Source organism: Micromonospora sp. SL1-18, assembly GCF_047921505.1.
Lineage (GTDB): Bacteria > Actinomycetota > Actinomycetes > Mycobacteriales > Micromonosporaceae > Micromonospora.
Map to the genome: position 1 here is coordinate 1 of NZ_JBLROA010000028.1, position 24,635 is coordinate 24,635.

A 24,635-nucleotide genomic window follows, 5' to 3' on the forward strand; every position below is an offset into this window, starting at 1 on the left:
GCGGCGGGCCCGCGCCTCGGACGCCTGGGCCGCCACGGCGGCGTCCCGGGCGCTGACCTCCGCGCTGCGGGCCGCCGCCTCGGACGCCGCCCGCGCGGTGAAGGCCGCCTCGATCTGGGCGAGCATCGCGTTCAACGCCCGGGAGAGCCGGCCCAGCTCGGAGGTCGGCACCGGCCGGCCCTCCTCCGGGTCGGGCACGCGCCGGGTCAGGTCACCGCCGGCGATGGCCGCCGCAGTCCGTTCGATCTCGACGAGCGGTTTGAGACTGGTACGCACGATCCCCGCGCCCACCGCGGCCACGATGATCAGGACCGCCCCGCCGACCAGCAGGTCGATCCAGATCAGCTGCTTCACGGCCTGGTCGACGGCGGTGAGGTGCTGCCCGAAGGCCAGGATGCGTCCGTCGCCGAGGTCGCTGTAGAGCATCCGCCAGCGGGTCCGACCGTCCGCCGAGCGCACGGTGAACGGCTCACCGACCTGTGCCTGGTAGCCGGCGTAGTCGGCGGGGAACCGTGGCAGTTCGTCCATGCTCAGGCCCGCGTAGCGGACCGGCGGCCGAACCCAGCTGGGGGTGGCTTCACTGGCCACGTAGTCGGAGGGGATGCCGACCACGATCTGCCCCCCGTTGGGGGTCTGTTCCAGTGCCTGGGCCACGCCAACGGCACCGCCGCGCAGCTGGTCGTCCACCTGGCCGATCAGGTACTGGCGAAGGAAGTACGTGGTCAGGGAACTGATCACCAGCAGCGCCGCGGCGACGAGTGCCAGGACCGCGGCGACCAGCTTCATCCGCAGCGGTACGCCGCGCAGCCAGCCCTTCGCGCCGTGGATGGCGCTCACGCCGCCGGCTTGCGCAGCACGTACCCGACCCCGCGCAGGGTGTGGATCAGTCGGGGCTGGGTGTTGTCGATCTTGCGCCGCAGGTAGGAGATGTAGGACTCGACGATGTTGTCGTCCCCGCGGAAGTCGTAGTTCCAGACGTGGTCCAGGATCTGCGCCTTGGACAGCACCCGGTTGGCGTTGAGCATCAGGTAACGCAGCAGCTTGAACTCGGTCGGCGACAGCTGCACCCGCTGGCCGGCCCGGTGCACCTCGTGGGTCTCCTCGTCCAACTCCAGGTCGGCGAAGGTGAGGCGGGAGGGGGCGTGTTCGCCGGTGACGGTACGCCGCAGCACCGCTCGGATCCGGGCGGTCAACTCCTCCAGGCTGAACGGCTTGGTGACGTAGTCGTCGCCGCCGAGGGTGAGCCCGCGGATCTTGTCGTCGGTGGCGTCGCGGGCGGTCAGGAAGACCACCGGGGTACGCGTACCGCCCTCGCGGAGCATCCGGATGACCTCGAAGCCGTCGAGGTCGGGCAGCATCACGTCGAGCACGACCAGGTCCGGCCGGTGCTCCCTGGCGGCGGTCAGCGCCCCGCTGCCGCTGGTCGCGGTGGCGACGTCGAAGCCCGCGAAGCGCAGACTCGCGGAGAGCAGCTCGAGAATGTTCGGGTCGTCCTCGACGACGAGCAGTCGAGCCTCGGTCTGGGTAGCCACCATGTCAGCCATCATCCGCGCCCCGGCTGCGGTCCCGCTGGACGGATGCTGGAAACAACCTGTGAGCGGACCGGCTCCGGGCGGAGGCTCAGCGGAGCAGCCGGCGCAGCCCGTCCAGCGCGCCGTCGAGCAGCCGGATCGCCGTCCGGAGCTGGGTGTCGGTGAGCCGCCCGGCGCGGACCAGCGCGCCCACCTCGACGGTGAACTCGGCGAGCCGCTGGTCGAACTCGGCGAGCAGGGGTGACTCGGCGCCCGCCGGCGGGCCGCCGTTGGCCGCAGGCCGGGCCGGCGGTGGCTCCCAGTGGGCCCGCCGGGTCTGCCGGGCCGCCTCGCGCAGCTCCCGCTTGAGGTCGCGCACCGAGCCGCGTACCTCGGTGCGGATCTCGCCGGCCAGGGCGGAGAGATCCTCCACGGAGGCGGCGATGTCCGATTCCAGGGTGGTCAGCTCGTCGGCGCGCTGCCGCAGCTCGGCGCGGCCCGCCTCGGTGATCTCGTAGACCTTGCGGCCGCCGGCGGCGGTGTGGGTGACCAGCCCCTCGACCTCCAGGCGTTGCAGCCGGGGATAGATGGTGCCGGCGCTCGGCGCGTACAGGCCGAGGAAGCGGTCCTCCAGCAGCCGGATCAGCTCGTAGCCGTGCTTCGGGCCGTCGTCGAGGAGCTTGAGCAGATAGAGCCGGAGCCGCCCGTGACTGAACACGGCGGTCACGGCAACTCCTCCACGTCGTCGGCGTCCTCGACGGGCCGGGCCAGCAGCGCGATGCTGCCGGACGTCGCGGACGCCCAGAGCTTACCCTCGCCCGCGCCGAGCACCCCGTGGCTGTCCTTCACCGAGCCGAACCCGAGGCCGCCGCCGGACACCTGCGGGAAGCCGCTGGTGATCCGGCCGGAGGTGGTGTGCAGGTGGACGGTGAGGTCGCTGTCCTCACGGACCCGGACGGTGATGCTGCCGGAGATGGCGCTGAGCCGGATGTCGCTGCCCCGGGGATTGTCGAGGTCGCAGGTGATCGACCCGGAGACCGCGTGGGCGCGCACCCGCTCAGGCGCGCTGTCGGCGAGGATCAGCTCGCCGGAGACTGTCTCCAGGTTGAGTTCGCCGCCCACGCCGAGCGCCTCCACCGGACCCGAGGTGACCTTGGCGGTGGTCTGACCGCGCAGCCCCATCAGGGTGACCTGGCCGGAGGTGACGTCGACCCGGGTGTCCCGGCGCAGGCCGGAGGCGACCAGCGAACCGGCCACCAGGTGCAGGTCGGCCAGCACGTGGGCCGGTACGGCGACGGAGACCTCGGCCCGGAACCGGCGGCCGAGCTGGCCCAGCCACCAGAGCACACCCGGCCAGCGGGGGTGCCGCTCGTGCCCGATGAACAGGCGGCCGTCGCGGTGCTCCACGATCACGGGCCGACGGCTGACCCGGGCGACGTCGATCCGGGCGGGGCCGTCGGTGGCGACCACGTTGAGCCGGCCGGCGACCAGCCGTACGTCGAGCCGGGTGACCGGCCCGTCCAGGGTGAGCCGCTGCGGGCTGTCGACCGTCCAGCTGGCCATGGCGTCCTCCCCTCGATGACGCGCCGGCGGCACGTCGAGCGACGGGAAGAAGCATAACGCGATACATCGCGACTGAACAAGACGGTCGCGAGATATATCGCGAAGGCGTCAGGCGGCCAGGTCCAGCGCGACCTCCCCACCGTTCGGCACCACGACCCCGTGGTCACCGGGACGCACCACTGACGGGAACTCCAGCACCGGGACGGCGGGCACCGGGCGGGCCGGGGTCAGGTGGATCACCGACTCGGCGGCCCTCGCCAGCACCCGCCGGTCGGCGTCCGTGGCCGGGTGCAGCGCGCCGGCCACCACCACCGACACGGTCAGGTTCCGGGCGGCCACCACCCGACGCAGCGACTCCCAGAGCGTCTCGTCACCGAGGAAGGCGGCCACGGTGGTCGGGTCGCCGGCGTACCGGTAGGTGAGGCGCAGCGGCACGACGGGCGCCCCGGCGTCGACCGCGGCCTGGAACATCGCCGGCCGGAACCCCCGCCCGGGCCGGCAGTCGGCCGAGTCGCCGCACCAGGTCGTGCCCTCCGGAAAGACCGCCACCGAGTGCCCGGCGCGCAGCGCGGCGGCCACCCGCCCCACCGCGGCCGGCAGGCCACGCGGCCGGGACCGGTCCACGAAGATCGTGCCGGCAGCGGCGGCCAGCGGCCCCACCACGGGCCACTCCCGCACCTCCCGCTTGGCGAGCATCCGGGCCGGCCCGACCGCGAGCACCGCGAGGACGTCCAGCCAGGAAAGGTGGTTGGCGACCAGCAGGGCCCGCCGGCGCGGCAGCCGGCCCCGGACCACCAGCCGCACGCCGAGGGCGCGCAGGGTGCCCCGGGCCCAGCCGCGCAGCGCGGCCCGCCGCTCCCACGTGGGCAGCAGCGGCAGCAGTACGACCAGCCCGATCCCGGCCAGCAGCATCCCGACCACTCCCAGCAGCCGCCCCGCCCGGCGCGGGAGCGACACGGCCGGCCCGGCGGCGGCCGGCAGGCACCACGGCCCGCAGCCCGAGGTGGGCCGCCACAGCTCGTCGACGGTCACGACGGCTCCGCACCGAGGAAGTGCCGCAGGTAACGCGGGTTCATCCGGTCCATCGAGAGCAGCACGTAGAAGTCGGCGCAGCCGAATTCCGGGTCGTACGCCGGCTCCCCGCAGACCCAGGCGCCGAGCCGCAGGTAGCCGCGGAGCAGCGGCGGGACCAGCGCCCGGCGCCCGGCCGGAGACAGAGCCAGGTCGACGGCGGCCGGCGCCTCGGCGAACCACGGGCGGCGGGGGGTGACCCGCAGCGGCGGCGGGGCGAGGTGCCGGGCGGCGACCTGGGTCCACACCTCGGCGGCCGCCGTCCCGCCGTCGGTCACCGACACCGAGGCGCAGCCGCCGAGCCAGCGCGACCCGCGCAGGTGCAGGTAGCGGGCGATGCCGGCCCACATCAGGTTGATCACGGCGCCGGAGCGGTGGTCCGGGTGCACGCAGGAGCGGCCCGCCTCGACCAGGTCGTCGCGGAGCGGGGCGAGCGCGGCCAGGTCGAACTCACCGTCGGAGTACGGGCGGTGCGCGCGGCCGGGCGGCAGCAGCCGGTAGGTGCCGACCACCTCGTCGGTGCCCTCCCGCAGCACGACCAGGTGGTCGCAGTGCTCGTCGAACTCGTCGGTGTCGAGCCCGGCGGCCCCGGGGTGCAGGGTCGCGCCGAGCTCGGTGGCGAACACCTCGTGACGCAGGCGTTGCGCGGCCGCGACCAGAGCCGGGTCGTCGGCGATCAGCAGGGTGTAACCGCTGGTCGTGATGGGTGCGCCAGCGGCATGTAGAACGGCCATGGGTATCTGTGTAGGTGCCGCGGGTTGCCGGTCCCGGTGGTGAGGGGTGTCGATCCGGTGAACGGCAATCGGCGCTCCGGTCCCGGCTCCCACCTGCGGCGGGCCGCGAGGTGGGGCGCCAGCCACCCGTGCCGGCCGAGCCGCGACCGCCGTGCGAGGCTTGCCGGGCCGGGTCCGGCGATCCCGCCGGCACCCGGACCACCCGCGGAGGACAAACATGATCATCGAGTCCCGCTTCCACGGGCCAGCCGGCTCGGGCAACGGCGGCTGGAGCGCCGGGATCTTCGCGGCTGCGGTCGACGACCGGGGGCCGGTGGAGGTCACCCTGCGCAAGCCACCCCCGCTGGAGACCCCGCTGGCCGCCGTCGACGGCGAGGTACGCGACCCGGACGGCCAGGTGATCGCGCAGGTACGCCGGGTCGAGGCGTTCAGTGCCGTGGTCCCGCCGGTGGACCGGCCGACGGCCGAGGCGGCCGCGAAGGCGTACCCGGGGCTGACGGCCCACCCCTTCCCCGGCTGCTACGTGTGCGGCCCGGAGAATCCGGACGGGCTGTGGATCTTCCCGGGCCGGCTGCCGGACGGGCGGACCGCCGCGCCGTTCCGCGCCCCGGCCGACGTGGTGCCGGCGACGGTCTGGGCGGCGCTGGACTGCCCCGGCGGCTGGGCGGTGATCGCGCCTGGGCGCCCGTACGTCCTGGGTCGGATCGCCGCGGTGGTCACGGCGCTGCCGCGTCCCGGCGAGGAGTGCGTGGTGACCGGCGCGATGGTCGGCGGCGAGGGGCGCAAGGCCGAGGTCCACTCCAGCCTCTACGGCCCCGACGGGGCACTGCTCGGGTACGCCCGGGCCACCTGGATCGCGCTGCCGGCGGCCTGACCTCTCCTCCCTGAGGACGACCACCTCCTGCTTGGGGCGGAGGCCGAGGTCCGCGTCCTGCCTGATTGACCAGGTTGCGCGGGGTTGCCAGGCTGTGCCACGGCGCTTTCCGCAACCGCGCCCCCACCGGCGCGTCCGCGCCGTGCGAGGAGAGGAGAACGATGTCCGACGGGCAGTCAAGCCCCAGCGCCGGACAGATCGTGGTGTCCGGGCTGACCAAGCAGTACAAGAACGTCCGGGCGGTCGACAATCTGTCCTTCACCGTCGAGCCGGGTCGGGTGACCGGCTTCCTGGGCCCGAACGGCGCCGGCAAGACCACCACCCTGCGCATGCTGCTCAACCTGGTCACCCCGACCGCCGGCCACGCGACCATCGGCGGCCACCGGTACGCCGACCTGGCCGACCCGCTGCGCTCGGTGGGCGCGGTGCTGGAGGCGTCCAGCGCGCACAAGGGCCGCACCGGGATCAACCACCTGCGGGTGATCTGCGCGGCGGCCGGCCTGCCCCGCGAGCGGGCCGACGAGGTGCTCGCGCTGGTGGGGCTGACCCCGGCGGCGAAGCGCAAGTTCAAGGGCTACTCGCTGGGCATGAAGCAGCGGCTCGGCATCGCCGCCGCGATGCTCGGCGACCCGCGGGTGCTGATCCTCGACGAGCCGGCCAACGGCCTCGACCCGGAGGGCATCCGCTGGATGCGCGGCGTCCTCAAGGGGCTGGCCGCCGAGGGGCGCACCGTGCTGGTCTCCAGCCATCTCCTCTCCGAGATGCAGCTGCTCGCCGACGACGTGGTGATCATCGCGGCCGGCCGGCTGGTCCGGCAGGGGCCGGTGGACCAGGTGATCGGCTCGATGGCGCACGGCACCCGGGTCCGGGTACGCACCCCGCAGGCCGAGGAGCTGGCCACGGCGCTGCGCGAGCAGGCGGCCACCGTGCACAAGGACGAGCACGGCGCGCTGCTGGTCTCCGGGATCGACGCCCCGACGGTCGGCCGGGTCGCCCTGAGCGCGAAGGTGGAACTGCACGAGCTGACCACCGAACGCCCTGACCTGGAAGGCGTCTTCCTGGAACTGACGGCCGGAAAGGCGGAGATCCGATGAACCTGGTCCGATCCGAGCTGCTCAAGATCCGTACCACCAGCACCTGGTGGCTGCTGGGCATCGGGGCGTTCCTCGCCACGGCCCTGGCCTTCTCCATCAATGCCTGGGCCACGCACAGTGTCCTGAGCGGCCCGAGGGAGGACGGCAGCGCTCTCGGTGTGCAGACGAGCGCCCCGGCCCTGGCGGCCAACCTCTACACCTCCGGGCAGTACCTCGGGCTGTTCTTCGTGATGCTGATCGGCATCCTGATGGTCACCAACGAGTTCTTCCACCAGACGGCGACCACCACCTTCCTCACCACGCCGCGCCGCACGTCGGTGATCCTCGCCAAGCTCGGCGCGGCATCGCTGCTCGGCTTCGGCTTCTGGTTGGCCACCACGGTGCTCGACCTGCTCGCCGGGGCGGCCTTCCTGTCCCTGGACGGCCACGGCACCCAGCTCGGCGAGTGGGACGTGCAGCGTGCGCTGCTGTTCAACCTGCTGGCGTACGCGGTCTGGACGAGCCTCGGGGTCGGCATCGGGACGCTGATCCCCAACCAGCTCGGCGCGGTGATCACCGCGGCGGTGCTCTACCTGATCGGCACCGAGATCGTGCAGGGCCTCTTCCTCCTGTTGGCCCACTTGCTCGACAACCAGGCCTTGACCAAGTGGATGGTCGTCTGGCCGGCCACCGCCTCCCGGGTGATGATCGGCGGGGAAGCCAACGAGTTCTTCCCCGCCTGGTGGGTCGGCGCCCTCGTGCTGGCGGGGTACGCCCTGGTCAGCGGGGTCAGCGGCATCCTGATCACGCGGCGGCGGGACATCGCCTGAGCCGTACCCGAAACGGCCCCGGTGGGCGTCACCCACCGGGGCCGTTCTGGTCCCTGGGCGATAGCAGGAGTCGACGGGGCGCGCAGCGTTTGTCGAACTTCTGGCGTCTTCTGTGAAACGGGCCACCAGCCGGAGGCGAGAATGCTCTTGCGATTCGCACGGCGTAGCCTGGGACCCGTCCGTGCGCCCATTTCCGGGCACCGGCGGACACCGCGTGCATACGAACCGGCGTGAAAGAGGCGATCAGCGGCCGTGTCGACCCAGCAAACTTCGCAGGAGAATCCACTGGCGGGTTTCGGCCCGAACGAGTGGATCGTCGAGGAGATGTACCAGCGCTATCTCGCCGACCCCTCGAGCGTGGACTCGGCCTGGCACGACTTCTTCGCCGACTACCGGCCGGGCCCCGGCGCCGCCACCCCGCGCCCCGACGGCAAGGTCACGCCGGCCGCCCGCCCGGAGCCGGGCGAGCAGCAGGAGGCCGTGGCCAGCGTGGCCCAGCAGCCGGCCCCGGCCAAGCCGGCCCCCGCCGCCAAGGCCGCCCCCGCGAAGCCGGCTGCCAAGCCGGCGGCGAAGCCCGCCGCCAAGCCGGCCGCCAAGGCCCCGACCGCGACCGCCGCCGGCACCACCCCGCTGCGCGGGGTCGCCGCCAAGATCGTGCAGAACATGGACGCCTCGCTCGCCGTGCCGACCGCCACGAGCGTGCGCGCGGTCCCGGCGAAGCTGCTGGTCGACAACCGCATCGTGATCAACAACCACCTGGCCCGCGGGCGCGGCGGCAAGGTGAGCTTCACCCACCTGGTCGGGTACGCGATGGTCCGGGCGCTGGTCGAGCACCCGGAGATGAACAACTCCTACGCCGAGGTCGACGGCAAGCCGGCGGTGGTCCGCCCCGAGCACGTCAACCTGGGCATCGCCATCGACCTGGCCAAGCCGGACGGCACCCGCACCCTGGTGGTCCCGTCCATCAAGGCGTGCGAGCAGATGGACTTCCGGCAGTTCTGGCAGGCGTACGAGGACGTGGTCCGGCGCGCCCGCCGCAACGAGCTGACCATGGAGGACTACTCCGGCACCACCATCTCGCTGACCAACCCGGGCGGCATCGGCACGGTCCACTCGATCCCGCGCCTGATGCAGGGCCAGAGCGCCATCATCGGCGTCGGCGCGATGGAGTACCCGGGGCCGTACCAGGGCATGAGCGAGGCCACCCTGGCCGAGCTGGCGGTCAGCAAGGTCATCACGCTGACCAGCACGTACGACCACCGGATCATCCAGGGCGCGCAGTCCGGCGAGTTCCTCAAGGTGATGCACGAGCTGCTGCTCGGCGAGCGCGGCTTCTACGACCAGATCTTCACCTCGCTGCGCATCCCGTACGAGCCGGTGCGCTGGATGCAGGACGTGGCCGTCAACTCCGAGGGCCAGATCAACAAGACCGCGCGGGTGCACGAGCTGATCCACGCGTACCGGGTGCGGGGCCACCTGATGGCCGACACCGACCCGCTGGAGTTCAAGATCCGCAAGCACCCGGACCTGGACGTCCTCCAGCACGGGCTGACCCTGTGGGACCTGGACCGGGTCTTCCCGGTCAACGGTTTCGCCGGCAGGCAGCGGATGAAGCTGCGCGAGATCCTCGGCGTGCTGCGCGACTCGTACTGCCGCCGGGTCGGCATCGAGTACATGCACATCCAGGACCCGGAGGAGCGCCGCTGGATCCAGGAGCGGATCGAGCGCAAGTACGAGAAGCCGTCCCCGGACGAGCAGAAGCACGTGCTCAACCGGCTCAACGCCGCCGAGGCGTTCGAGACCTTCCTGCAGACCAAGTACGTCGGCCAGAAGCGCTTCTCGCTGGAGGGCGGCGAATCGCTGATCCCGCTCCTCGGCGAGGTGCTCGAGTGCTCCGCCGAGGGCGGGCTGGACGAGGTCGTCATCGGCATGGCCCACCGCGGCCGGCTCAACGTGCTGGCCAACATCGTCGGCAAGCCGTACGAGAAGATCTTCTCCGAGTTCGAGGGGCACCTCGACCCGCGCTCCACACAGGGCTCGGGCGACGTGAAGTACCACCTCGGCCAGAACGGCAAGTTCACCACCCCGAACGGCGAGCACGCGGTCAAGGTGTCGCTCGTGGCGAACCCGTCGCACCTGGAGGCCGTGGACCCGGTGCTGGAGGGCATCGTCCGGGCGAAGCAGGACCGGATAGACCTCAAGCTGGAGGGCTACACCGTGCTGCCGCTGGCGGTGCACGGCGACGCGGCCTTCGCCGGCCAGGGCGTGGTCGCCGAGACGCTCAACCTGTCGCAGCTGCGCGGCTACCGCACCGGCGGCACGGTGCACGTGGTGGTCAACAACCAGGTCGGCTTCACCACCGCCCCGGAGTACAGCCGGTCCAGCCTCTACAGCACCGATGTCGCGCGGATGATCCAGGCGCCGATCTTCCACGTCAACGGCGACGACCCGGAGGCCGTCGTCCGGGTGGCCCGGCTCGCCTTCGAGTACCGGCAGGCGTTCAACAAGGACGTCGTGATCGACCTGGTCTGCTACCGCCGGCGCGGGCACAACGAGGGCGACGACCCGTCGATGTCCAACCCGCAGATGTATCTGATCATCGACTCGAAGCGGTCGGTCCGGAAGCTCTACACCGAGGAGCTCATCGGGCGGGGTGACATCACCGTGGAGGACGCGGAGGAGCTGCTGCGCGACTACCAGGCACAGCTCGAGCGGGTCTTCAAGGCCACCCGGGACGCGGCCACCACGCCGCGCCAGCTCAGCCGGCCGCGCCACGAGGAGGAGCCGGAGCCGCAGGTCGACACCGCCACCGACGCCGCCTTGATCAAGGCCATCGGCGAGGCGCACGTCAACCTGCCCGAGGGCTTCACTCCGCACAAGCGGATCCAGCAGCTGCTGGACCGGCGGGCCAAGATGTCTGTCGAGGGCGGCATCGACTGGGGCTTCGGCGAGATCATCGCGTTCGGCGCGCTGCTGCACGACGGGGTCACCGTCCGGCTCGCCGGGCAGGACTCCCGCCGCGGCACCTTCGTCCAGCGGCACGCCTCGGTCGTCGACTCGAAGACCGGCGACGACTTCCTTCCGCTGCAGTCGCTCACCGCCGACGGCGAGCGGTCCCGCTTCTTCGTCCACGACTCGCTGCTGTCCGAGTACGCCGCGATGGGCTTCGAGTACGGCTACTCGGTGGAGAACGTCAACGCGCTGGTCTGCTGGGAGGCCCAGTTCGGTGACTTCGTCAACGGCGCCCAGTCGGTGATCGACGAGTTCGTCTCCTCGGGCGAGGTCAAGTGGGGCCAGCGCTCCGCGGTCACCCTGCTGCTGCCGCACGGCCACGAGGGCCAGGGCCCGGACCACACCTCCGGCCGCCCGGAGCGGTTCCTTCAGCTCTGCGCCGAGGACAACATGCGGGTGGCCATCCCGACCACCCCGGCGAACTACTTCCACCTGCTACGCCGCCAGGCCCTGTCGCCGAAGCGCAAGCCGCTGGTGGTGTTCACGCCGAAGTCGCTGCTGCGGCACAAGCTCTGCGTGTCGCCGGTGGAGGACTTCGCCTCGGGCACCTTCCAGCCGGTCCTGCGGGACACCGCCGCCACGGCACCGGGGCAGGTGAAGCGGGTGCTGCTCTGCTCGGGCAAGGTCTACTACGACCTGTTCCAGGCCCGGCAGGAGCGGGGGATCACGGACACCGCGATCCTCCGGATGGAGCAGCTCTACCCGCTGCCCGTGGAGGAGATCCGGGCCGCCCTGGCGCAGTACCCGAACGCGGAGGACTTCGCCTGGGTCCAGGAGGAGCCGGCCAACCAGGGTGCCTGGTCGTTCGTCGCGCTCAACCTGCTGGAGCACCTGAGCGACGTCCGGCTGCGCCGCATCTCCCGCCCGGCCGCCGCCGCCCCGTCGGTCGGCTCGGCGAAGATGCACGACGTCGAGCAGACCGCGCTGATCGAGGCGGCTCTCCCCCGCCCGTGACCTGACCGCACTGTGAGCCGGGGCAGCGACCGTACGACGGCCGCTGCCCCGCTCGCGTGGCGGCCCCTTTCTTCCCGAGAGGACAGACATGTACTTCACCGACCGTGGCATCGAGGAGCTGGTCGAGCGCCGGCGCGACGAGCAGGTCAGCATGGAGTGGCTGGGCGAACGGCTGCGCGACTTCGTCGACCTGAACCCCGAGTTCGAGACCCCGATCGAGCGCTTCGCCACCTGGCTGGCCCGCCTCGACGACGAGGACGAGGACTGACCGTGACGGATTGACGGCGGGCCGTCCCCTGGCGTCCACTGGAGAGCAGCGTCCAGAGTCCGACGAGGACACGCCGGACCACACGCCGCCCGACGCCAGGGAGGCGAAGATGAATCCCGAACCCCGCAAGCCGCCGCAGGACGCGGTGACGGTACGCCACCTGCGCCTCGGCATCGGATCCGTCGGCATCGCACTGCCGGTCGTGCTGGTGGTGGGTCACCTGGTCGCGGCCCGCCGGCTCACCCTGCTCGACTCGCTCAGCAGCTACTACCACACCGAGATGCGCGACGTCTTCGTCGGCTCGCTGTGCGCCGTCGGGGTGTTCCTGATCGCCTATCGATACCGCCGGCCGGACGACACGCTCGGCACCGTCGCCGGGGTGCTGGCGGTCGCGGTGGCCCTCTTCCCCACCACGGCAGGCGCGCCATCCGGCACCACCAGCCACAGCGACCGGATCATCGGCACGGTGCACCAGGTCGCCGCCGCGGCGCTCTTCGTGCTCCTCGCGGCCTTCTGCCTCTTTCTCTTCACCCGCCCCGACCGGGTCGGGGTGCCGCCGTCCCGGTCGGCGGTCCGGTTCCACCGCCTCTGCGGCGGGCTCATCCTGGCGGCGATCGCGCTCGCGCTGGCCAGCACGCAGCTCCCCGCGGACGTACGGCAGGCGGCCAAGCCGGTGCTGTGGTGCGAGACCGTCGCCGTGTTCGCCTTCGGGGCGGCCTGGGTGGCGAAGAGCGACGCGCTGTTCCGAGCCGCGGAGACGACCGACGAGATCGGTGCGGAACCGGACACCCGGCCCGCCGCGCCGACAACGTCCTGACCCGGAACGGGCCGTCGGCCGGCGGGCACAAGGACCCGGGCGAGGGACCGCGCGAACCTTGTAGCGTGAGGTCGTGGCGCGCAGCGTGTACCTGACCGGCGTGGGGTCGGGCGGGGGCAAGTCGACCGTCGCGCTCGGGCTGGCCGAGCTGCTGTCCCGGCAGGTCGAGCGGATCGGCGCGTTCCGGCCACTGGTTCCCGGCACCGGCCCCGACCAGATCCTCGCCCTGCTCACCGAGCGCTACCGGGTGGAGCTGCCGGTCGACGAGCTGCACGGCTCGACGTACGCGGAGGCCACCGCGCTGGTCGCGGACGGCCGGCGGGAGGAGCTGATCTCCCGGATCGTCGCCCGCTACCGTGCGGTGGAGCGGCGCTGCCCGGCGGTGGTCGTGGTGGGCAGCGACTTCGCCGACGGGGACGGCGCCGGCCCGCGCGAGCTGGCCTTCAACGCCCGGCTCGCCACCGAGTTCGGCAGCGTGGTGGTGCCGGTGATCGACGGGTTCGGCCAGCAGCCCGAGGCGATCGCGGCGGCGGTGCGCGGGGCGTACCACGACCTGGCGGACCTGGGCGCGACCGTGGTGGCCGTGGTGGCCAACCGGGTGCCCGGGCCGATGACGCTGCCCGAGCTGCCCGTCCCCGCGTACGCGATCCCGGAGGTGCCGGCCGTGTCGGCGCCGACGGTGGCCGAGGTGGCGGCGGCGCTCGGCGCCACCCTGCTCTCCGGCGACGACGCCGCGCTCGACCGGGACGTGCTCGACTACGTGGTGGGCGCGGCGCACGTGCCCACCCTGCTGGACCACCTGACCGACGGAGCGTTGGTGATCACCCCCGGCGACCGGGCCGACCTGCTGGTGGCGGCCGGCGCCGCGCACGTAGCCGGGCAGGTATCCCTGGCCGGCCTGGTGCTCACCCTCGGCGAGCAGCCCGACCCGCGGGCGATGCGGCTGGTCGAGCGGCTGAACACCGGGCTCGCCGTGCTCTCGGTGGCCAGCGACAGTTACGACACGGTCGCGTCGTCCAGCCGGATCGAGGGCCGGCCCAGCACGGCGAACCCGCGCAAGGTGGAGGCGGCGCTCGGCGCCTTCGAGCGCTGCGTGGACACCGTGGACCTGGCCGGCCGGCTGCGGGTCAGCCGCTCCGGGCGGATCACCCCGCTGATGTTCGAGAACGACCTGATCGACCGGGCCCGGGCACAGCGCCGGCGGCTCGTGCTGCCGGAGGGCGCGGAGGAGCGCATCCTGCGCGCGGCGGAGATCCTGCTGCGCCGGGGCGTCGCCGACCTCACCCTGCTCGGCCGCCCCGACGACATCGCCCGGCGTACCCGGGAGCTGGGCGTGGACATCGGCGACGCGCAGGTGGTCGACCCGGTCGGCAGCGAGTGGCGGGACGAGTTCGCCGCCGAGTACGCGGCGCTCCGCGCACACCGGGGCATGACTCCCGAGCTCGCCCACGACGTCGTCGCCCAGCCCAACTACTTCGGCACCATGATGGTGCGGACCGGGCGCGCCGACGGCATGGTCTCCGGCGCCACCCACACCACCGCGGCCACCATCCGGCCGGCCTTCGAGATCATCCGGACCGTGCCGGACGTCTCGGTCGCCTCCAGCGTCTTCTTCATGCTGCTAGCCGACCGGGTGCTGGTCTACGGCGACTGCGCGGTCAACCCGGACCCCGACGCCGCCCAGCTCGCCGACATCGCCATCTCGTCGGCCGACACGGCGGCCCGGTTCGGCATCGAACCGCGGGTGGCGATGTTGTCGTACTCGACCGGCGACTCCGGTTTCGGCGCGGACGTGGAGAAGGTCGCGGCGGCCACCAAGCTGGTCCGGGAGCGCCGGCCGGAGCTGCTGGTGGAGGGCCCCATCCAGTACGACGCGGCGATCGACCCGCAGGTGGCGGCCACCAAGCTGCCGGACAGCCCGGTGGCGGGGCGGGCGACCGTGTTCATCTTTCCGGACCTGAACACCGGCAACAACACGTACAAGGCGGTGCAGCGGTCGGCCGGCGCGGTGGCGGTCGGCCCGGTCATGCAGGGCCTGCGGCGGCCGGTCAACGACCTGTCCCGGGGGGCCACCGTGCCGGACATCGTCAACACGGTGGCGATCACCGCCATCCAGGCCGCCGCGTCGTCCGAGGAGGTCGCGTGACCGACCGGATCCTGGTCCTCAACTGCGGGTCGTCGTCGGTCAAATACCGGCTGTACGACGGCGAGGAGGTCCGCGACAAGGGCACCGTCGAGCGGATCGGCGAGCCGGGCGGTGGGCCGGTCGACCACGAGAGCGCGGTACGGGAGATCATCGACCGGCTCGACCTGGACGGGCTGGCCGGGATCGGGCACCGGGTGGTGCACGGCGGCCGGACGTTCAGCGAGCCGGTGCTGATCGACGACGGGGTCATCGCCGCGATCGAGGACCTGGTGCCGCTCGCGCCGCTGCACAACCCGGTCAACCTGGCCGGTATCCGGGTCGCCCGGGGGGCGCTGCCGGACACTCCGCAGGTCGCCGTCTTCGACACCGCGTTCCACCACACGCTGCCCGAGGCCGCCGCCGCGTACGCCATCGACCGGGCGACCGCCGACCGGTACGGCATCCGCCGGTACGGCTTCCACGGCACCTCGCACGCGTACGTCTCCCGGCGCACCGCCGAACTGCTCGACCGGCCGTACGCGGAGCTGAACACGATCACCCTGCACCTGGGCAACGGGGCGAGCGCCTGCGCGGTCCGCGGCGGGCGGAGCGTGGCCACCTCGATGGGCATGTCCCCGCTGGAGGGGCTGGTCATGGGCACCCGCAGCGGTGACCTGGACCCGACCGTCATCTTCCACCTGCGCCGGGAGGCCGGGATGGGCGTGGACGAGATCGACGACCTGCTCAACCACCGCAGCGGCCTGCTCGGCCTGACCGGGGTCAACGACATGCGCGAGGTGCTGGCCCGCCGGGACGCCGGCGACGCGGCCGCCGCGCTCGCCTTCGACGTCTACCGCCACCGGATCACGGCGTACGTGGGCGCGTACTACGCCCTGCTCGGGCGGGTCGACGCGGTCACCTTCACCGCCGGGGTCGGCGAGCACGCCGCACCGGTCCGGGCCGCGTCACTGGCGGGCCTGGACCGACTGGGAATCGCAGTGGACCCGGCGCGCAACGACGGCACCGGCGACCGGGTGATCTCCCCCGACGGTGCCGAGGTCACCGTCTGCGTGATCCGTACCGACGAGGAGCGCGAGATCGCCCGGGAGACCCGGGACGTGCTCGGCTCACCCGGCTGAGCTGCTGGCGGGCGGTCCGAGCCGTGCCGCGGCAGCGGGCACCGCGGTCGCCATACATGGGTATCCGCTCGCTGTGGAGCTGCTGGCACAAACGATTCACCGACCCGACCGGCCGCCCCTCGCAGCTCGGTCGCCAGCCCGGACCGGCCGCCCCTCGGCGGGCCGGGCAAGCACGTTTCCGCGACCGCTGCAGCGCCTCGGCCCGGCCGCCGGAGCGATGGAGCGCCGGCGGCGGCTCAGGCCAGCGCCAGCCAGGCGACCAGGGCGACGATCACCACGGCGACGGCGATGCCGGCGATCAACGGCAGCCGGGACGGGGCCTGCGCCGCCGCGGCTCGATCGGGCGAATCGACGAAGGCGCGGAACTGGGCCGTGTTGCCGCTCGGGTCGGTGTAGTTCTCAGCCATGGGGGTGACGCTAGCGAAGCTCGTCCACCCGAGCGGTTCTTCGCCCCGCCGGTGGCCACGACACGATCCGGCCGGCTGAGGCATGTTGGCCAGGTGGCGGCGATGCTCGGTCCAGAAGTCCAGGCCGCATCGGCCACTCGGCCGCCTACCGTGAAGACGTGAAAGTGCTGCGGCTGGTCGCCGCGCTGGTGCCGGCGCTGCTCGCCGGTTGTGGTTCGGCCACCGCCGCGACCGGTGACCCCATCCCGCCAGCTGTCCGGCAGGCCCCGCAGCCGGCGTACCCCGTCGGCGTGCGGCAGTTCGTCGTCGACCCGGGCGGCCCCCGGCCGCTGCCCGTCACCGTCTGGTACCCGGCTGAGCCGGCCGGCCCGGCCGTACCGACCGGTCTGGCGACGGCAACCACGCCGTCGACGACGCCCGCAGCAACGCCGTCGATCACGCCGTCGATCACGCCGTCGATCACGCCGTCGATCCCGGGCACGCCGGTCGTCCGGCCGGGCGCGACGGTGGCCGCCGGGCGGTTCCCGGTGGTGATCTACAGCCACGGGCTGCGCAGCCTGCCCGAACTGCACGCCCCGCTGACCACCCGCTGGGCGGCCGCCGGCTTCGTGGTGGCCGCGCCGACCTTTCCGCGTACCAACCTGCGGGCGCGGGACTTCACCCGGAATGACGTCCGCAACCAGCCCGCCGACGGCTGGCGGCTGATCCGCCATCTGGTACGCCTCGACACCCGCCGCGGCGACCCGCTCGCCGGGCACCTGGCCGTCGACCGGATCGCCGCGGCCGGCCACTCGGCGGGCGGCTTCACGACGGCCGGCATGTTCACCTCGGGGCACCCGGCCCGGCTGCGCTCCGGGATCGTGCTCGCCGGCGGTGAGCTGGCCGGCAGCTTCGCCGGACCGGTGGCGCCGATGCTGTTCGTGCACGGCGGCGCCGACCCGATCGTGCCGGAGTCGGTCGGCCGGGCCGCGTACGCCCGCGCGCCCGGGCCGGCCGCCTTCCTGAGCCTCCCCGGCCAGGGCCACGGCGAGTATCTGATCCCCGGCCGTCCCGGCTTCCCCCAGGTCCTCGCCACCACCACCGACTTCCTCCGGTGGACCCTCTACGGCGACCGGGCCGCCCTGCACCGCCTCCCCACCGACGCCCACCTTCCCGGCACCACCACCCTCACCACCCGCCTCCCCCGCTGACCCGTCCTCGGTGGGCGGATCCCGGGCCGGTGAACCCGGGTCACGAGGCAGAATCGGCTTCATGCTGCGTCGCCGTGCCGCGCTGGCCATCGCCACCCTGTTCACCGCGGGTCTGGCCGGCTGTGCGATCCACCCGGCCGAGCGCGCCGCACCGAGCGTGTCACCGAAGGCGACCACTCCGGCGCCGCGGCCACCCGCCGGGCACGCCCCCACCGAGAGCTTCGCCGTCGGCGTACGCCAGCTGAAGCTGAACCGCGACGGCGACCGCGCCCTGCCGGTGACCGTCTGGTACCCGGCGCGGGGCGCGGCCGGCGGCGCGCCGGAGCGCTCGGCCCCGGCGGCGACCGGGCGGTTCCCGGTGATGATGTTCAGCCACGGGCTGGGTGCCCGGCCGGAGGACTACCAGCTGCTGCTGAGCCGCTGGGCGGCGGCCGGGTTCGTGGTGGCCGCGCCCCGGTTCCCGCACACCGGCACGGGCGGCGACGGCAACGTGCTCGACGTGCTCAACCAGCCGGCCGACGTGTCGTACGCGCTGACCCAGGTGCTGGCCCTCGACGAGAAGCCCGACGACCCGCTGCGCGGCCGGCTGGCCACCGACCGGGTGGCCGCGGCCGGGCACAGCGCGGGCGGGGTGACCACGATCGGGCTGTTCACCGCCGGCCGGGACGACCGGCTGGACGCCGGCATCGTCTTCGCCGGTACCGCGCTCGGCGTCGGCACCGGCTTCGCCGGGGCGGCCGCGCCGCAGCTCTTCGTGCACGGCCGGGCCGACGAAGTGGTGGACTACGCCGCCGGCAAGGCGGTCTACGACGCGGTGCCCTGGCCGAAGGCGATGCTGAGCCTGCCCAAGGGCGACCACGGCCGTGCCCTGCTCAGCGACGGCAAGGCGCTGCGGGTGGTCGCCGACACCACCGTCGAGTTCCTGCGCTGGACGCTCTACGGGGACGCGGCGGCGAAGAAACGGCTCCCGGCGGACGCCAGCCGAGGCGGCCTGGCCACCCTCGACAACCACCTCTGAGCGCAGCGTTCAGGCGGTGTGGTCGATGACGACCTTGCCGAAGACGTCACCCGAGGCGAGGCGGGCGAAGGCGTCCTCGATCCGGCTGAACGGCACCACACTGTCGACCACCGGGCGTACCTCGCGCTCGGCGCAGAACGCGAGCAGTTCGGTGAGCTCGCCCGGGGTGCCCATCGAGGTGCCGAGGATCTCCAGCTGCATGGCGAAGACCCGGCGCAGGTTGACCTTGGGCTCGTGCCCGGCGGTGGCCCCGGAGACCACGATCCGGGCCATCGGCGCGGCCGACTTCAGCGAGTGGTCGAAGGTGGCCGCCCCGACCGTCTCGATCACCACGTCGACCCGCTCGGGCAGCCGGGCGCCCGGCTCCAGCGCGGTCGCGCCCAGCTCGGCGATCCGCTCCCGCTTCGCGGCGTCGCGGCTGGTCGCGTACACCCGCTTGCCGAGCGCGACGGCGAGCGCGACGGCGGCGGTGGCCACGCCCCCGCCGGCCCCCTGCACCAGCACCGACTCACCGTCGGCCACCCGGCCCTTGGTGGTGAGCATCCGCCACGCCGTGAGCCAGGCCGTGGGCAGGCAGGCCGCGTCGGTAGCCGACAGGCCGTCCGGCAGCGGCAGCAGGTTCATCCGGGGTACGGCCACCCGCTCGGCGAAGGTGCCGGGAAAGTGCTCGGAGAGGATGGAGACCCCGCGCGGGTCGCCCAGGGTGGGCACCACCGGGTAGATGACCACCTCGTTGCCGTCCGGGTCGGTGCCGGCCGCGTCGCAGCCCAGGATCATCGGGAGCTGGTCGCCGCTCAGGCCCACCCCGCGCAGCGACCAGAGGTCGTGGTGGTTGAGCGAGCTGGCTCGCACCTGCACGGTGACCCAGTCCGGGTCGGGGTGGGTCGGCTCGGGGCGGTCGCCGACGGTGAGCGCGGTGAGCGGGTTGTCGGCGTCGAAGGCCGAGGCATAGGCGGCACGCATGATCGGCACCGTAACAAGGAGAGCAGGCGTTAAGAAGGGCCCCTTCCTATGCAAAATGCGATAAGAAGGGGCCCTTCCTTACACGTCAGCGGCGGGCGACCCCGTCGCGACGGGCGGCCTCGGCGACGGCCTCGGCGACGGCCGGGGCGACCCGCGGGTCCAGCGGGGAGGGCACGATGGCCTCCGCGGTGAGCGTCTCCGCGACCACGCCGGCGATGGCGTCGGCCGCGGCCACCTTCATCCCGTCGGTGATCCGGGTGGCCCGGGCGTCCAGCGCGCCCCGGAACACACCGGGGAAGGCGAGCACGTTGTTGATCTGGTTGGGGTAGTCGCTGCGCCCGGTGGCGACCACCGCGACGTGCCGGGCGGCGACCTCGGGGTGCACCTCCGGGGTGGGGTTGGCGAGCGCGAACACGATCCCGCCCGGGGCCATCCCGGCCACCGCCTGCTCGGGGATCTGCCCGCCGGAGACACCGACCAGCACGTCCGCGCCGCGCAGCGCCTCGGTGACGTCGCCCTGCCGGCCGTCGGCGTTGGTGGTCTCGGCCAGCTCGGCCTTGGTGCCGGTCAGCTCGCGGTGCCGGCCGATGATGCCCTTGGAGTCGCAGACCACCACCTGGTCCGGATTCACACCCCCGGCGATCAGCATCTTCGTCACCGCGACGCCGGCCGCGCCGGCCCCGCTGACCGCCACCCGCAGATCGCCAAGTTTGCGGTTGAGCAGGGTCGCCGCGTTGCGCAGCGCGGCCAGCACCACGATCGCGGTGCCGTGCTGGTCGTCGTGGAAGACCGGGATCGACAGCGCCTCGTCCAGCCGGCGTTCCACCTCGAAGCAGCGCGGGGCGCTGATGTCCTCCAGGTTGATCCCGCCGAACGAGGGGGCGAGCGCCCGGACCGTCGCGACGATCTCGTCCACGTCCTGGGTGTCCAGGCAGACCGGCACCGCGTCCACGCCCGCGAACTGCTTGAACAGCACCGCCTTGCCCTCCATCACCGGCAGCGCCGCGCGCGGGCCGATGTTGCCCAGGCCGAGTACGGCGGAACCGTCGGTGACCACGGCGACGGTGTGCGACACCCAGGTGTAGTCGTCGGCGAGGTCGGGATCGGCGGCGATCGCCTCGCACACCCGAGCAACCCCCGGCGTGTACGCGAGGGAGAGGTCTTCCCGGCTGGTCAACGGAACGGTCGAGGCGACCGCCATCTTGCCACCGGCGTGCAGCCGGAAGACGGGATCAGCAGGGTCCGGGGTGGACGTCGACATGGTGACTCCAGGATCTGTCGTGCAGCGCGGACCGGCCGGCTCGGCGCGCGGCGGTCAGCGGCCAGCGGGGCGGTGGTGCGGGGGGTCACCCGGGCACTTTCCGAGCATAGTCAGGACCCGTCACCCAGGTGTGAGCGGGGTCATATCCACCGCTGCCGGCCTTTGACCAACCCTGGACGCGGCCAGTACCGGGCCACCACCCGGCCCCGCACGTCGGCCACCCCGTACGCCCGGGAGTCGTCGGTGACCAGGTCATTGTCGCCGCGTACCCACCAACCGCCGTCCTGCGGACGGACCGCGCGCTTGACCACGAGCAGGTCGGGGCGGTTGCGGAAGACCGCGACCACCACGTCGCCGGGGCGGACCGGCCGGCCGCCGGTACGCACCAGGACCGCGTCCCCGTGCCGCAGCGTCGGGGCCATGGACGGGCCGGTGACCAGCACCGGTGCCAGCGGACCGCGCAGCACCGGCGCGCCGAATCCGTTCGTGGCGCGCATCGGGTTTCACCTCCCGCCCGCTGGGGAGCATGTCCAGGAGTAGTGTCGGCTTGGATCATCGCAAACATCCCATGGAGGACCCTGATGCGCCTTCCTCGCATCCTCACGCCCCGGGTGACCGTCAGCGCCCACTGCGACCTGCCCTGCGGCGTTTACGACCCGGCGCAGGCCCGGATCGAGGCCGAGTCGGTCAAAATGATCTGCGAGAAGTACCAGGCGAACACCGACCCGGAGTTCCGCACCCGGGCGATCCTGATCAAGGAGCAGCGGGCCGAGCTGGTCAAGCACCACCTGTGGGTGCTCTGGACCGACTACTTCAAGCCGGCCCACTTCGAGAAGTACCCGCACCTGCACCAGCTCTTCAACGAGACCACGAAGCTGGCCGGCGCCGCCGGGGCCAAGGGCGCCACCGACCCGGCCAAGGCCGACGAGCTGCTGTCGAAGATCGACGAGATCTCGAAGATCTTCTGGGAGACCAAGCAGGCGTGACCCTGCCCGTCCCGGCACCGACGATCCGGCCGGCGCGTCCCGAGGACGTGCCGGCCGTCGTCGCGATGGTGCACGAACTCGCCGACTACGAGCGGGCTCCTGAGCAGTGCCACCTCACCGAGGAGCAGCTCACCGCCGCACTCTTCCCGACTGCACCAGGTCGCGGCGTGGCGTCAGACGCACCGAGCGGTCGGAGCGCCGCGCTCTTCGGGCACGTCGCGGTGGACGCGGCGGACCAGCCGGTGGCCTTCGCCCTCTGGTTTCTCAACTTCTCCACGTGGGAGGGCGTACACGGCATCTACCTGGAGGACCTGTACGTCCGTCCGGCCGTCCGGGGCACCGGCGTGGGTCGCCGGCTGCTCGCCACCCTGGCCGCGATCTGCGTCGAACGCGGCTACCGGCGGCTGGAGTGGTGGATGATCAACTGGAACCCGGCGGCCCGCTTCTACTCGTCCATCGGGGCGACCCCCATGGACGAGTGGGTACCGTACCGGCTCACCGGCACCGCCCTGCACGACCTCGCCGCTCAGGCGTTCGCCGCGCCCACGCACTCAGACGCCTGAGCGGGTAGAGTCCCGCACCGGGGGGATGAGGCGTGACTCAACTGACCGGCCAACCGCCAACCGAGGACGATGTCGTGCACCTCACCGTGCCCGCCGACGGTGGCTATCTCGGCGTGCTCCGCACCGCCACGGCTGGTCTCGCCGCCCGGCTCCAGTTCGCCCTCGACGAGATCGAGGACCTGCGCATCGCGGTCGACGAGGCATGCGCCATGCTGCTCACCATCGCCACCCGCAACGCCGAACTGGAGTGCCGGTTCGCGGTCACCGAGGACGCGCTCACCGTGGAGGTGACGGTGCCGACCGTGCGGGGGGCCGCCCTGCCCTCCGAGTCGTCTTTCGCCTGGAAGGTGCTCACCGCGCTGACCACCGCGGCGTCCGCCCAGGCCGTCGACGGTCGGGCCACCATCTCCCTGCTCACCCGCCGCGCCTCCGGCTACTGACCGTCCGCCGTTCCCAGCCGGGCCGGGCCGGGGTAACGGTGCTCGGGGCGGGTACGTCAGTGGAAGCCGAGCGCGCGGTTGGTCGGCGAGCTGACCAGCAGCCCGGTGATCCCGAAGCCGAGCGCCATCAGCGGCAGCCCCAGCCAGCCCAGCCCACCCTGGATCATGTACCAGCCGACCGGCAGCAGCATGAGTTCGAGCACGATGGCCGGCGCCCGGGCACCCGCCCGGCGGCGTACCAGCGCACCACCGAGGGCCCAGAGCGCCGCCGCCCCGGCGATCGCGAACGCGGTCACCAGCAGCGCCGAGGTCAGGTCGGCGCTACGCGCGGTCAGGTCGGACCAGATCAGCCACGCCGCGACCAGGCCGAGCGCCGCCGCCTCGGCGCGCAGCAGCCAGACCGCCCAACGGAGCGTAGCGGGGACGGGGGCGGAGTCGATCATCACGGGCGCCACGATACCCGTGGGTAGGCGCGGTACAGTGCCGGCCATGCGGGCCGTCCTGTTGGTCAACCCGAAGGCCACCACCACCAGCGAACGCAGCCGGGACGTCCTGGTCCGGGCGCTGCGCAGCGAAGTCGACCTGTCGGTGCGGTACACCCGCCGGCGGGGCCATGCCACCGACCTGGCCCGGGAGGCCGCCGAGGAGGGCGTCGACCTGGTGGTCACCCTGGGTGGCGACGGCACGGTCAACGAGGTGGTCAACGGCCTTATGACCGCCGAGCCGCCGACCTTCCGCACCGGGGAGACCCCGGCGGAGCGGTTGCCGGCGCTGGCGACCGTCCCCGGCGGCTCCACCAACGTCTTCGCCCGGGCGCTCGGCCTGCCGCGGGAGTGGCCCGACGGGACCAGCATGATCCTGGAGGCGCTGCGCCTGGGCCGGTCCCGCACGATCGGCCTGGGCCGGGCGGACGACCGCTACTTCACCTTCTGCGCCGGCTTCGGCATCGACGCCGCGGTGATCCACCGGGTCGAGCAGGCCCGCAGGCGAGGCCGGGTGTCCACACCGGCGCTCTACCTACGGTCGACGGTGGGCCAATACTTCCTCGCCTCGGACCGCCGGCACCCCTCGATCACGGTGGAGCGCCCGGGTGAGGCCGAGGAGGCCGAATTGGCCACCGTCATCATCCAGAACACCACGCCCTGGACCTATCTGGGGGAACGGGAGATCAACCCGAACCCGGAGGCGTCGTTCGATCTCGGGCTGGACGTGCTCGCGATGCGGCGGCTCCGGGTCGGCAGCACGGCCCGTACCGTGACGCAGTTCTTCTCCAGCCGGCCCGATCCGCACGGCCGGCAGGTGCTTCGGCTGCACGACGTACCGGAGTTCACCCTGCTCTCGGCCCGTCCGCTGGCCTTCCAGCTCGACGGGGACTACCTGGGCAAACGGGAGAAAGTTAGATTCGCATCCGTTCCGGCCGCGTTGAGAGTAATCTGCTAGCTCTCGGGTACTCCCGTCGGTTGACGCGCAACCACCGCCCCCCAGCGGGGGGCCGCCACGCCGACGAAAGGGCGCCGGAAATGTCAGCAACGTCACGCAGACCGTACTATATTGATCCGCGGCTGTGGCACACCGGGTAACCAGAGCGCTCTGAAACCCGGACAAAAGGGTGGTGAGGCTGCTCACTGCTCGGAGTTTTTCCGAGCGTCACCCTTGACATTGCGACAGTTCGTGAAAGTATTCACAAGCGAACTCGTGTTACCGGGACATTGCCTGGATATGCTCGGCAGGTTGAGCTGTTCCAGCAGGCCCCGGGACCTGCAGCCTGTTCACGCAGCGCCGAATTGATGGATGCTGACCGTCACCAATCGGCGATGCGGATGCAATAGGAAAAGC

General features: G+C 72.6%; 25 protein-coding genes. 14 read left to right on the forward strand and 11 right to left on the reverse strand.

The window, feature by feature from the left end:
- The 6 genes from ACNAW0_RS15525 to ACNAW0_RS15550 all read right to left on the reverse strand — a co-directional run.
- The coding region (locus tag ACNAW0_RS15525; RefSeq protein ID WP_416288640.1) for a HAMP domain-containing protein at window positions 1-786 on the reverse strand (786 nt) is incomplete at its 3' end.
- 47 nt (window positions 787-833) lie between these two features.
- Window positions 834-1,535: a response regulator transcription factor gene (locus tag ACNAW0_RS15530; protein WP_416288567.1), complete on the reverse strand. Its 702-nt coding sequence runs from the start codon at window positions 1,533-1,535 to the stop codon at window positions 834-836.
- An 85-nt stretch (window positions 1,536-1,620) separates the two neighbouring features.
- Complete coding sequence (locus ACNAW0_RS15535; protein ID WP_416288568.1) at window positions 1,621-2,238, reverse strand: PadR family transcriptional regulator; 618 nt, start codon at window positions 2,236-2,238, stop codon at window positions 1,621-1,623.
- Window positions 2,235-3,074 carry a DUF4097 family beta strand repeat-containing protein gene (locus tag ACNAW0_RS15540; RefSeq protein ID WP_416288569.1) on the reverse strand — a complete coding sequence of 280 codons (840 nt, stop codon included), beginning with the start codon at window positions 3,072-3,074 and terminating at the stop codon, window positions 2,235-2,237. Before ACNAW0_RS15540 ends, ACNAW0_RS15535 begins: the two co-directional genes overlap by 4 nt.
- 108 nt (window positions 3,075-3,182) lie before the next feature.
- Window positions 3,183-4,106 (reverse strand): lysophospholipid acyltransferase family protein, encoded by a 924-nt coding sequence (locus tag ACNAW0_RS15545; protein WP_416288570.1) that lies wholly within the window; start codon window positions 4,104-4,106, stop codon window positions 3,183-3,185.
- A complete protein-coding gene (locus ACNAW0_RS15550; protein ID WP_416288571.1) occupies window positions 4,103-4,879 on the reverse strand; it encodes a GNAT family N-acetyltransferase in 777 nt (258 codons plus the stop codon). Before ACNAW0_RS15550 ends, ACNAW0_RS15545 begins: the two co-directional genes overlap by 4 nt.
- A 217-nt stretch (window positions 4,880-5,096) precedes the next feature.
- On the opposite strand from ACNAW0_RS15550, the gene ACNAW0_RS15555 reads away from it, so the two are divergent.
- The 8 genes from ACNAW0_RS15555 (at window position 5,097) to ACNAW0_RS15590 (ending at window position 15,971) form a co-directional block, all read left to right on the forward strand.
- Complete coding sequence (locus ACNAW0_RS15555) at window positions 5,097-5,753, forward strand: hypothetical protein (RefSeq protein WP_416288572.1); 657 nt, start codon at window positions 5,097-5,099, stop codon at window positions 5,751-5,753.
- A gap of 161 nt (window positions 5,754-5,914) precedes the next feature.
- Window positions 5,915-6,847 (forward strand): ABC transporter ATP-binding protein, encoded by a 933-nt coding sequence (locus ACNAW0_RS15560; RefSeq protein ID WP_416288573.1) that lies wholly within the window; start codon window positions 5,915-5,917, stop codon window positions 6,845-6,847.
- A complete protein-coding gene (locus ACNAW0_RS15565; RefSeq protein ID WP_416288574.1) occupies window positions 6,844-7,656 on the forward strand; it encodes an ABC transporter permease in 813 nt (270 codons plus the stop codon). The genes ACNAW0_RS15560 and ACNAW0_RS15565 overlap by 4 nt, the downstream gene beginning before the upstream one ends.
- A 252-nt stretch (window positions 7,657-7,908) precedes the next feature.
- Window positions 7,909-11,622, forward strand: coding sequence for a multifunctional oxoglutarate decarboxylase/oxoglutarate dehydrogenase thiamine pyrophosphate-binding subunit/dihydrolipoyllysine-residue succinyltransferase subunit (locus ACNAW0_RS15570; protein ID WP_416288575.1), 3,714 nt, complete (start codon window positions 7,909-7,911; stop codon window positions 11,620-11,622).
- Window positions 11,623-11,710: 88 nt separating this feature from the next.
- On the forward strand, window positions 11,711-11,890 hold the full coding sequence (locus tag ACNAW0_RS15575) for a DUF6104 family protein (RefSeq protein ID WP_416288576.1): 180 nt from the start codon (window positions 11,711-11,713) through the stop codon (window positions 11,888-11,890).
- Between the two features lie 109 nt (window positions 11,891-11,999).
- Window positions 12,000-12,707: a DUF998 domain-containing protein gene (locus ACNAW0_RS15580; protein WP_416288577.1), complete on the forward strand. Its 708-nt coding sequence runs from the start codon at window positions 12,000-12,002 to the stop codon at window positions 12,705-12,707.
- 73 nt (window positions 12,708-12,780) lie between these two features.
- Window positions 12,781-14,853 (forward strand): phosphate acetyltransferase, encoded by a 2,073-nt coding sequence (gene pta / locus ACNAW0_RS15585; protein ID WP_416288578.1) that lies wholly within the window; start codon window positions 12,781-12,783, stop codon window positions 14,851-14,853.
- A complete protein-coding gene (locus tag ACNAW0_RS15590; RefSeq protein ID WP_416288579.1) occupies window positions 14,850-15,971 on the forward strand; it encodes an acetate/propionate family kinase in 1,122 nt (373 codons plus the stop codon). The genes pta and ACNAW0_RS15590 overlap by 4 nt, the downstream gene beginning before the upstream one ends.
- A gap of 236 nt (window positions 15,972-16,207) precedes the next feature.
- On the opposite strand, the gene ACNAW0_RS15595 is transcribed toward ACNAW0_RS15590, so the two are convergent.
- Window positions 16,208-16,378: a hypothetical protein gene (locus tag ACNAW0_RS15595; protein WP_416288580.1), complete on the reverse strand. Its 171-nt coding sequence runs from the start codon at window positions 16,376-16,378 to the stop codon at window positions 16,208-16,210.
- Window positions 16,379-16,536: 158 nt separating this feature from the next.
- On the opposite strand from ACNAW0_RS15595, the gene ACNAW0_RS15600 reads away from it, so the two are divergent.
- Window positions 16,537-17,568, forward strand: coding sequence for an alpha/beta hydrolase family protein (locus tag ACNAW0_RS15600; protein ID WP_416288581.1), 1,032 nt, complete (start codon window positions 16,537-16,539; stop codon window positions 17,566-17,568).
- Window positions 17,569-17,629: 61 nt separating this feature from the next.
- Window positions 17,630-18,586: an alpha/beta hydrolase family protein gene (locus tag ACNAW0_RS15605; RefSeq protein ID WP_416288582.1), complete on the forward strand. Its 957-nt coding sequence runs from the start codon at window positions 17,630-17,632 to the stop codon at window positions 18,584-18,586.
- A 9-nt stretch (window positions 18,587-18,595) separates the two neighbouring features.
- Here ACNAW0_RS15605 and ACNAW0_RS15610 read toward each other — a convergent pair whose 3' ends face one another.
- The 3 genes from ACNAW0_RS15610 to ACNAW0_RS15620 form a co-directional block, all read right to left on the reverse strand.
- Complete coding sequence (locus ACNAW0_RS15610; RefSeq protein ID WP_416288583.1) at window positions 18,596-19,558, reverse strand: zinc-binding dehydrogenase; 963 nt, start codon at window positions 19,556-19,558, stop codon at window positions 18,596-18,598.
- 76 nt (window positions 19,559-19,634) lie between these two features.
- A complete protein-coding gene (locus ACNAW0_RS15615) occupies window positions 19,635-20,810 on the reverse strand; it encodes an NAD(P)-dependent malic enzyme (RefSeq protein ID WP_416288584.1) in 1,176 nt (391 codons plus the stop codon).
- Window positions 20,811-20,950: 140 nt separating this feature from the next.
- Complete coding sequence (locus ACNAW0_RS15620; protein WP_416288585.1) at window positions 20,951-21,307, reverse strand: S26 family signal peptidase; 357 nt, start codon at window positions 21,305-21,307, stop codon at window positions 20,951-20,953.
- Window positions 21,308-21,391: 84 nt separating this feature from the next.
- Between ACNAW0_RS15620 and sodN the strand changes: the two genes are divergently transcribed.
- From sodN to ACNAW0_RS15635, 3 genes are read left to right on the forward strand one after another with little or no spacing between them, the layout of a single operon-like run.
- Window positions 21,392-21,796, forward strand: coding sequence for a superoxide dismutase, Ni (gene sodN / locus ACNAW0_RS15625; protein WP_416288586.1), 405 nt, complete (start codon window positions 21,392-21,394; stop codon window positions 21,794-21,796).
- A complete protein-coding gene (locus ACNAW0_RS15630) occupies window positions 21,793-22,359 on the forward strand; it encodes a GNAT family N-acetyltransferase (protein ID WP_416288587.1) in 567 nt (188 codons plus the stop codon). The genes sodN and ACNAW0_RS15630 overlap by 4 nt, the downstream gene beginning before the upstream one ends.
- Before the next feature lie 32 nt (window positions 22,360-22,391).
- Window positions 22,392-22,799, forward strand: coding sequence for an ATP-binding protein (locus ACNAW0_RS15635; protein WP_416288588.1), 408 nt, complete (start codon window positions 22,392-22,394; stop codon window positions 22,797-22,799).
- A gap of 56 nt (window positions 22,800-22,855) precedes the next feature.
- Here ACNAW0_RS15635 and ACNAW0_RS15640 read toward each other — a convergent pair whose 3' ends face one another.
- Complete coding sequence (locus ACNAW0_RS15640; RefSeq protein ID WP_416288641.1) at window positions 22,856-23,242, reverse strand: hypothetical protein; 387 nt, start codon at window positions 23,240-23,242, stop codon at window positions 22,856-22,858.
- Between the two features lie 46 nt (window positions 23,243-23,288).
- On the opposite strand from ACNAW0_RS15640, the gene ACNAW0_RS15645 reads away from it, so the two are divergent.
- The gene (locus ACNAW0_RS15645; protein WP_416288589.1) at window positions 23,289-24,239 is read left to right on the forward strand and encodes a diacylglycerol/lipid kinase family protein; all 951 of its coding nucleotides are present in this window, start codon (window positions 23,289-23,291) and stop codon (window positions 24,237-24,239) included.
- Window positions 24,240-24,635 lie beyond the last annotated feature (396 nt).

Coding starts and splice junctions, on each gene's coding strand:
- ACNAW0_RS15530 (WP_416288567.1), bottom strand. CDS start 1,535: ATGGTGGCTACCCAGACCGAGGCTCGACTGCTCGTCGTCGAGGACGAC.
- ACNAW0_RS15540 (WP_416288569.1), bottom strand. CDS start 3,074: ATGGCCAGCTGGACGGTCGACAGCCCGCAGCGGCTCACCCTGGACGGG.
- ACNAW0_RS15550 (WP_416288571.1), bottom strand. CDS start 4,879: ATGGCCGTTCTACATGCCGCTGGCGCACCCATCACGACCAGCGGTTAC.
- ACNAW0_RS15555 (WP_416288572.1), top strand. CDS start 5,097: ATGATCATCGAGTCCCGCTTCCACGGGCCAGCCGGCTCGGGCAACGGC.
- ACNAW0_RS15560 (WP_416288573.1), top strand. CDS start 5,915: ATGTCCGACGGGCAGTCAAGCCCCAGCGCCGGACAGATCGTGGTGTCC.
- ACNAW0_RS15565 (WP_416288574.1), top strand. CDS start 6,844: ATGAACCTGGTCCGATCCGAGCTGCTCAAGATCCGTACCACCAGCACC.
- ACNAW0_RS15575 (WP_416288576.1), top strand. CDS start 11,711: ATGTACTTCACCGACCGTGGCATCGAGGAGCTGGTCGAGCGCCGGCGC.
- ACNAW0_RS15580 (WP_416288577.1), top strand. CDS start 12,000: ATGAATCCCGAACCCCGCAAGCCGCCGCAGGACGCGGTGACGGTACGC.
- ACNAW0_RS15595 (WP_416288580.1), bottom strand. CDS start 16,378: ATGGCTGAGAACTACACCGACCCGAGCGGCAACACGGCCCAGTTCCGC.
- ACNAW0_RS15605 (WP_416288582.1), top strand. CDS start 17,630: ATGCTGCGTCGCCGTGCCGCGCTGGCCATCGCCACCCTGTTCACCGCG.
- ACNAW0_RS15615 (WP_416288584.1), bottom strand. CDS start 20,810: ATGTCGACGTCCACCCCGGACCCTGCTGATCCCGTCTTCCGGCTGCAC.
- ACNAW0_RS15620 (WP_416288585.1), bottom strand. CDS start 21,307: ATGCGCGCCACGAACGGATTCGGCGCGCCGGTGCTGCGCGGTCCGCTG.
- sodN (WP_416288586.1), top strand. CDS start 21,392: ATGCGCCTTCCTCGCATCCTCACGCCCCGGGTGACCGTCAGCGCCCAC.
- ACNAW0_RS15640 (WP_416288641.1), bottom strand. CDS start 23,242: ATGATCGACTCCGCCCCCGTCCCCGCTACGCTCCGTTGGGCGGTCTGG.
- ACNAW0_RS15645 (WP_416288589.1), top strand. CDS start 23,289: ATGCGGGCCGTCCTGTTGGTCAACCCGAAGGCCACCACCACCAGCGAA.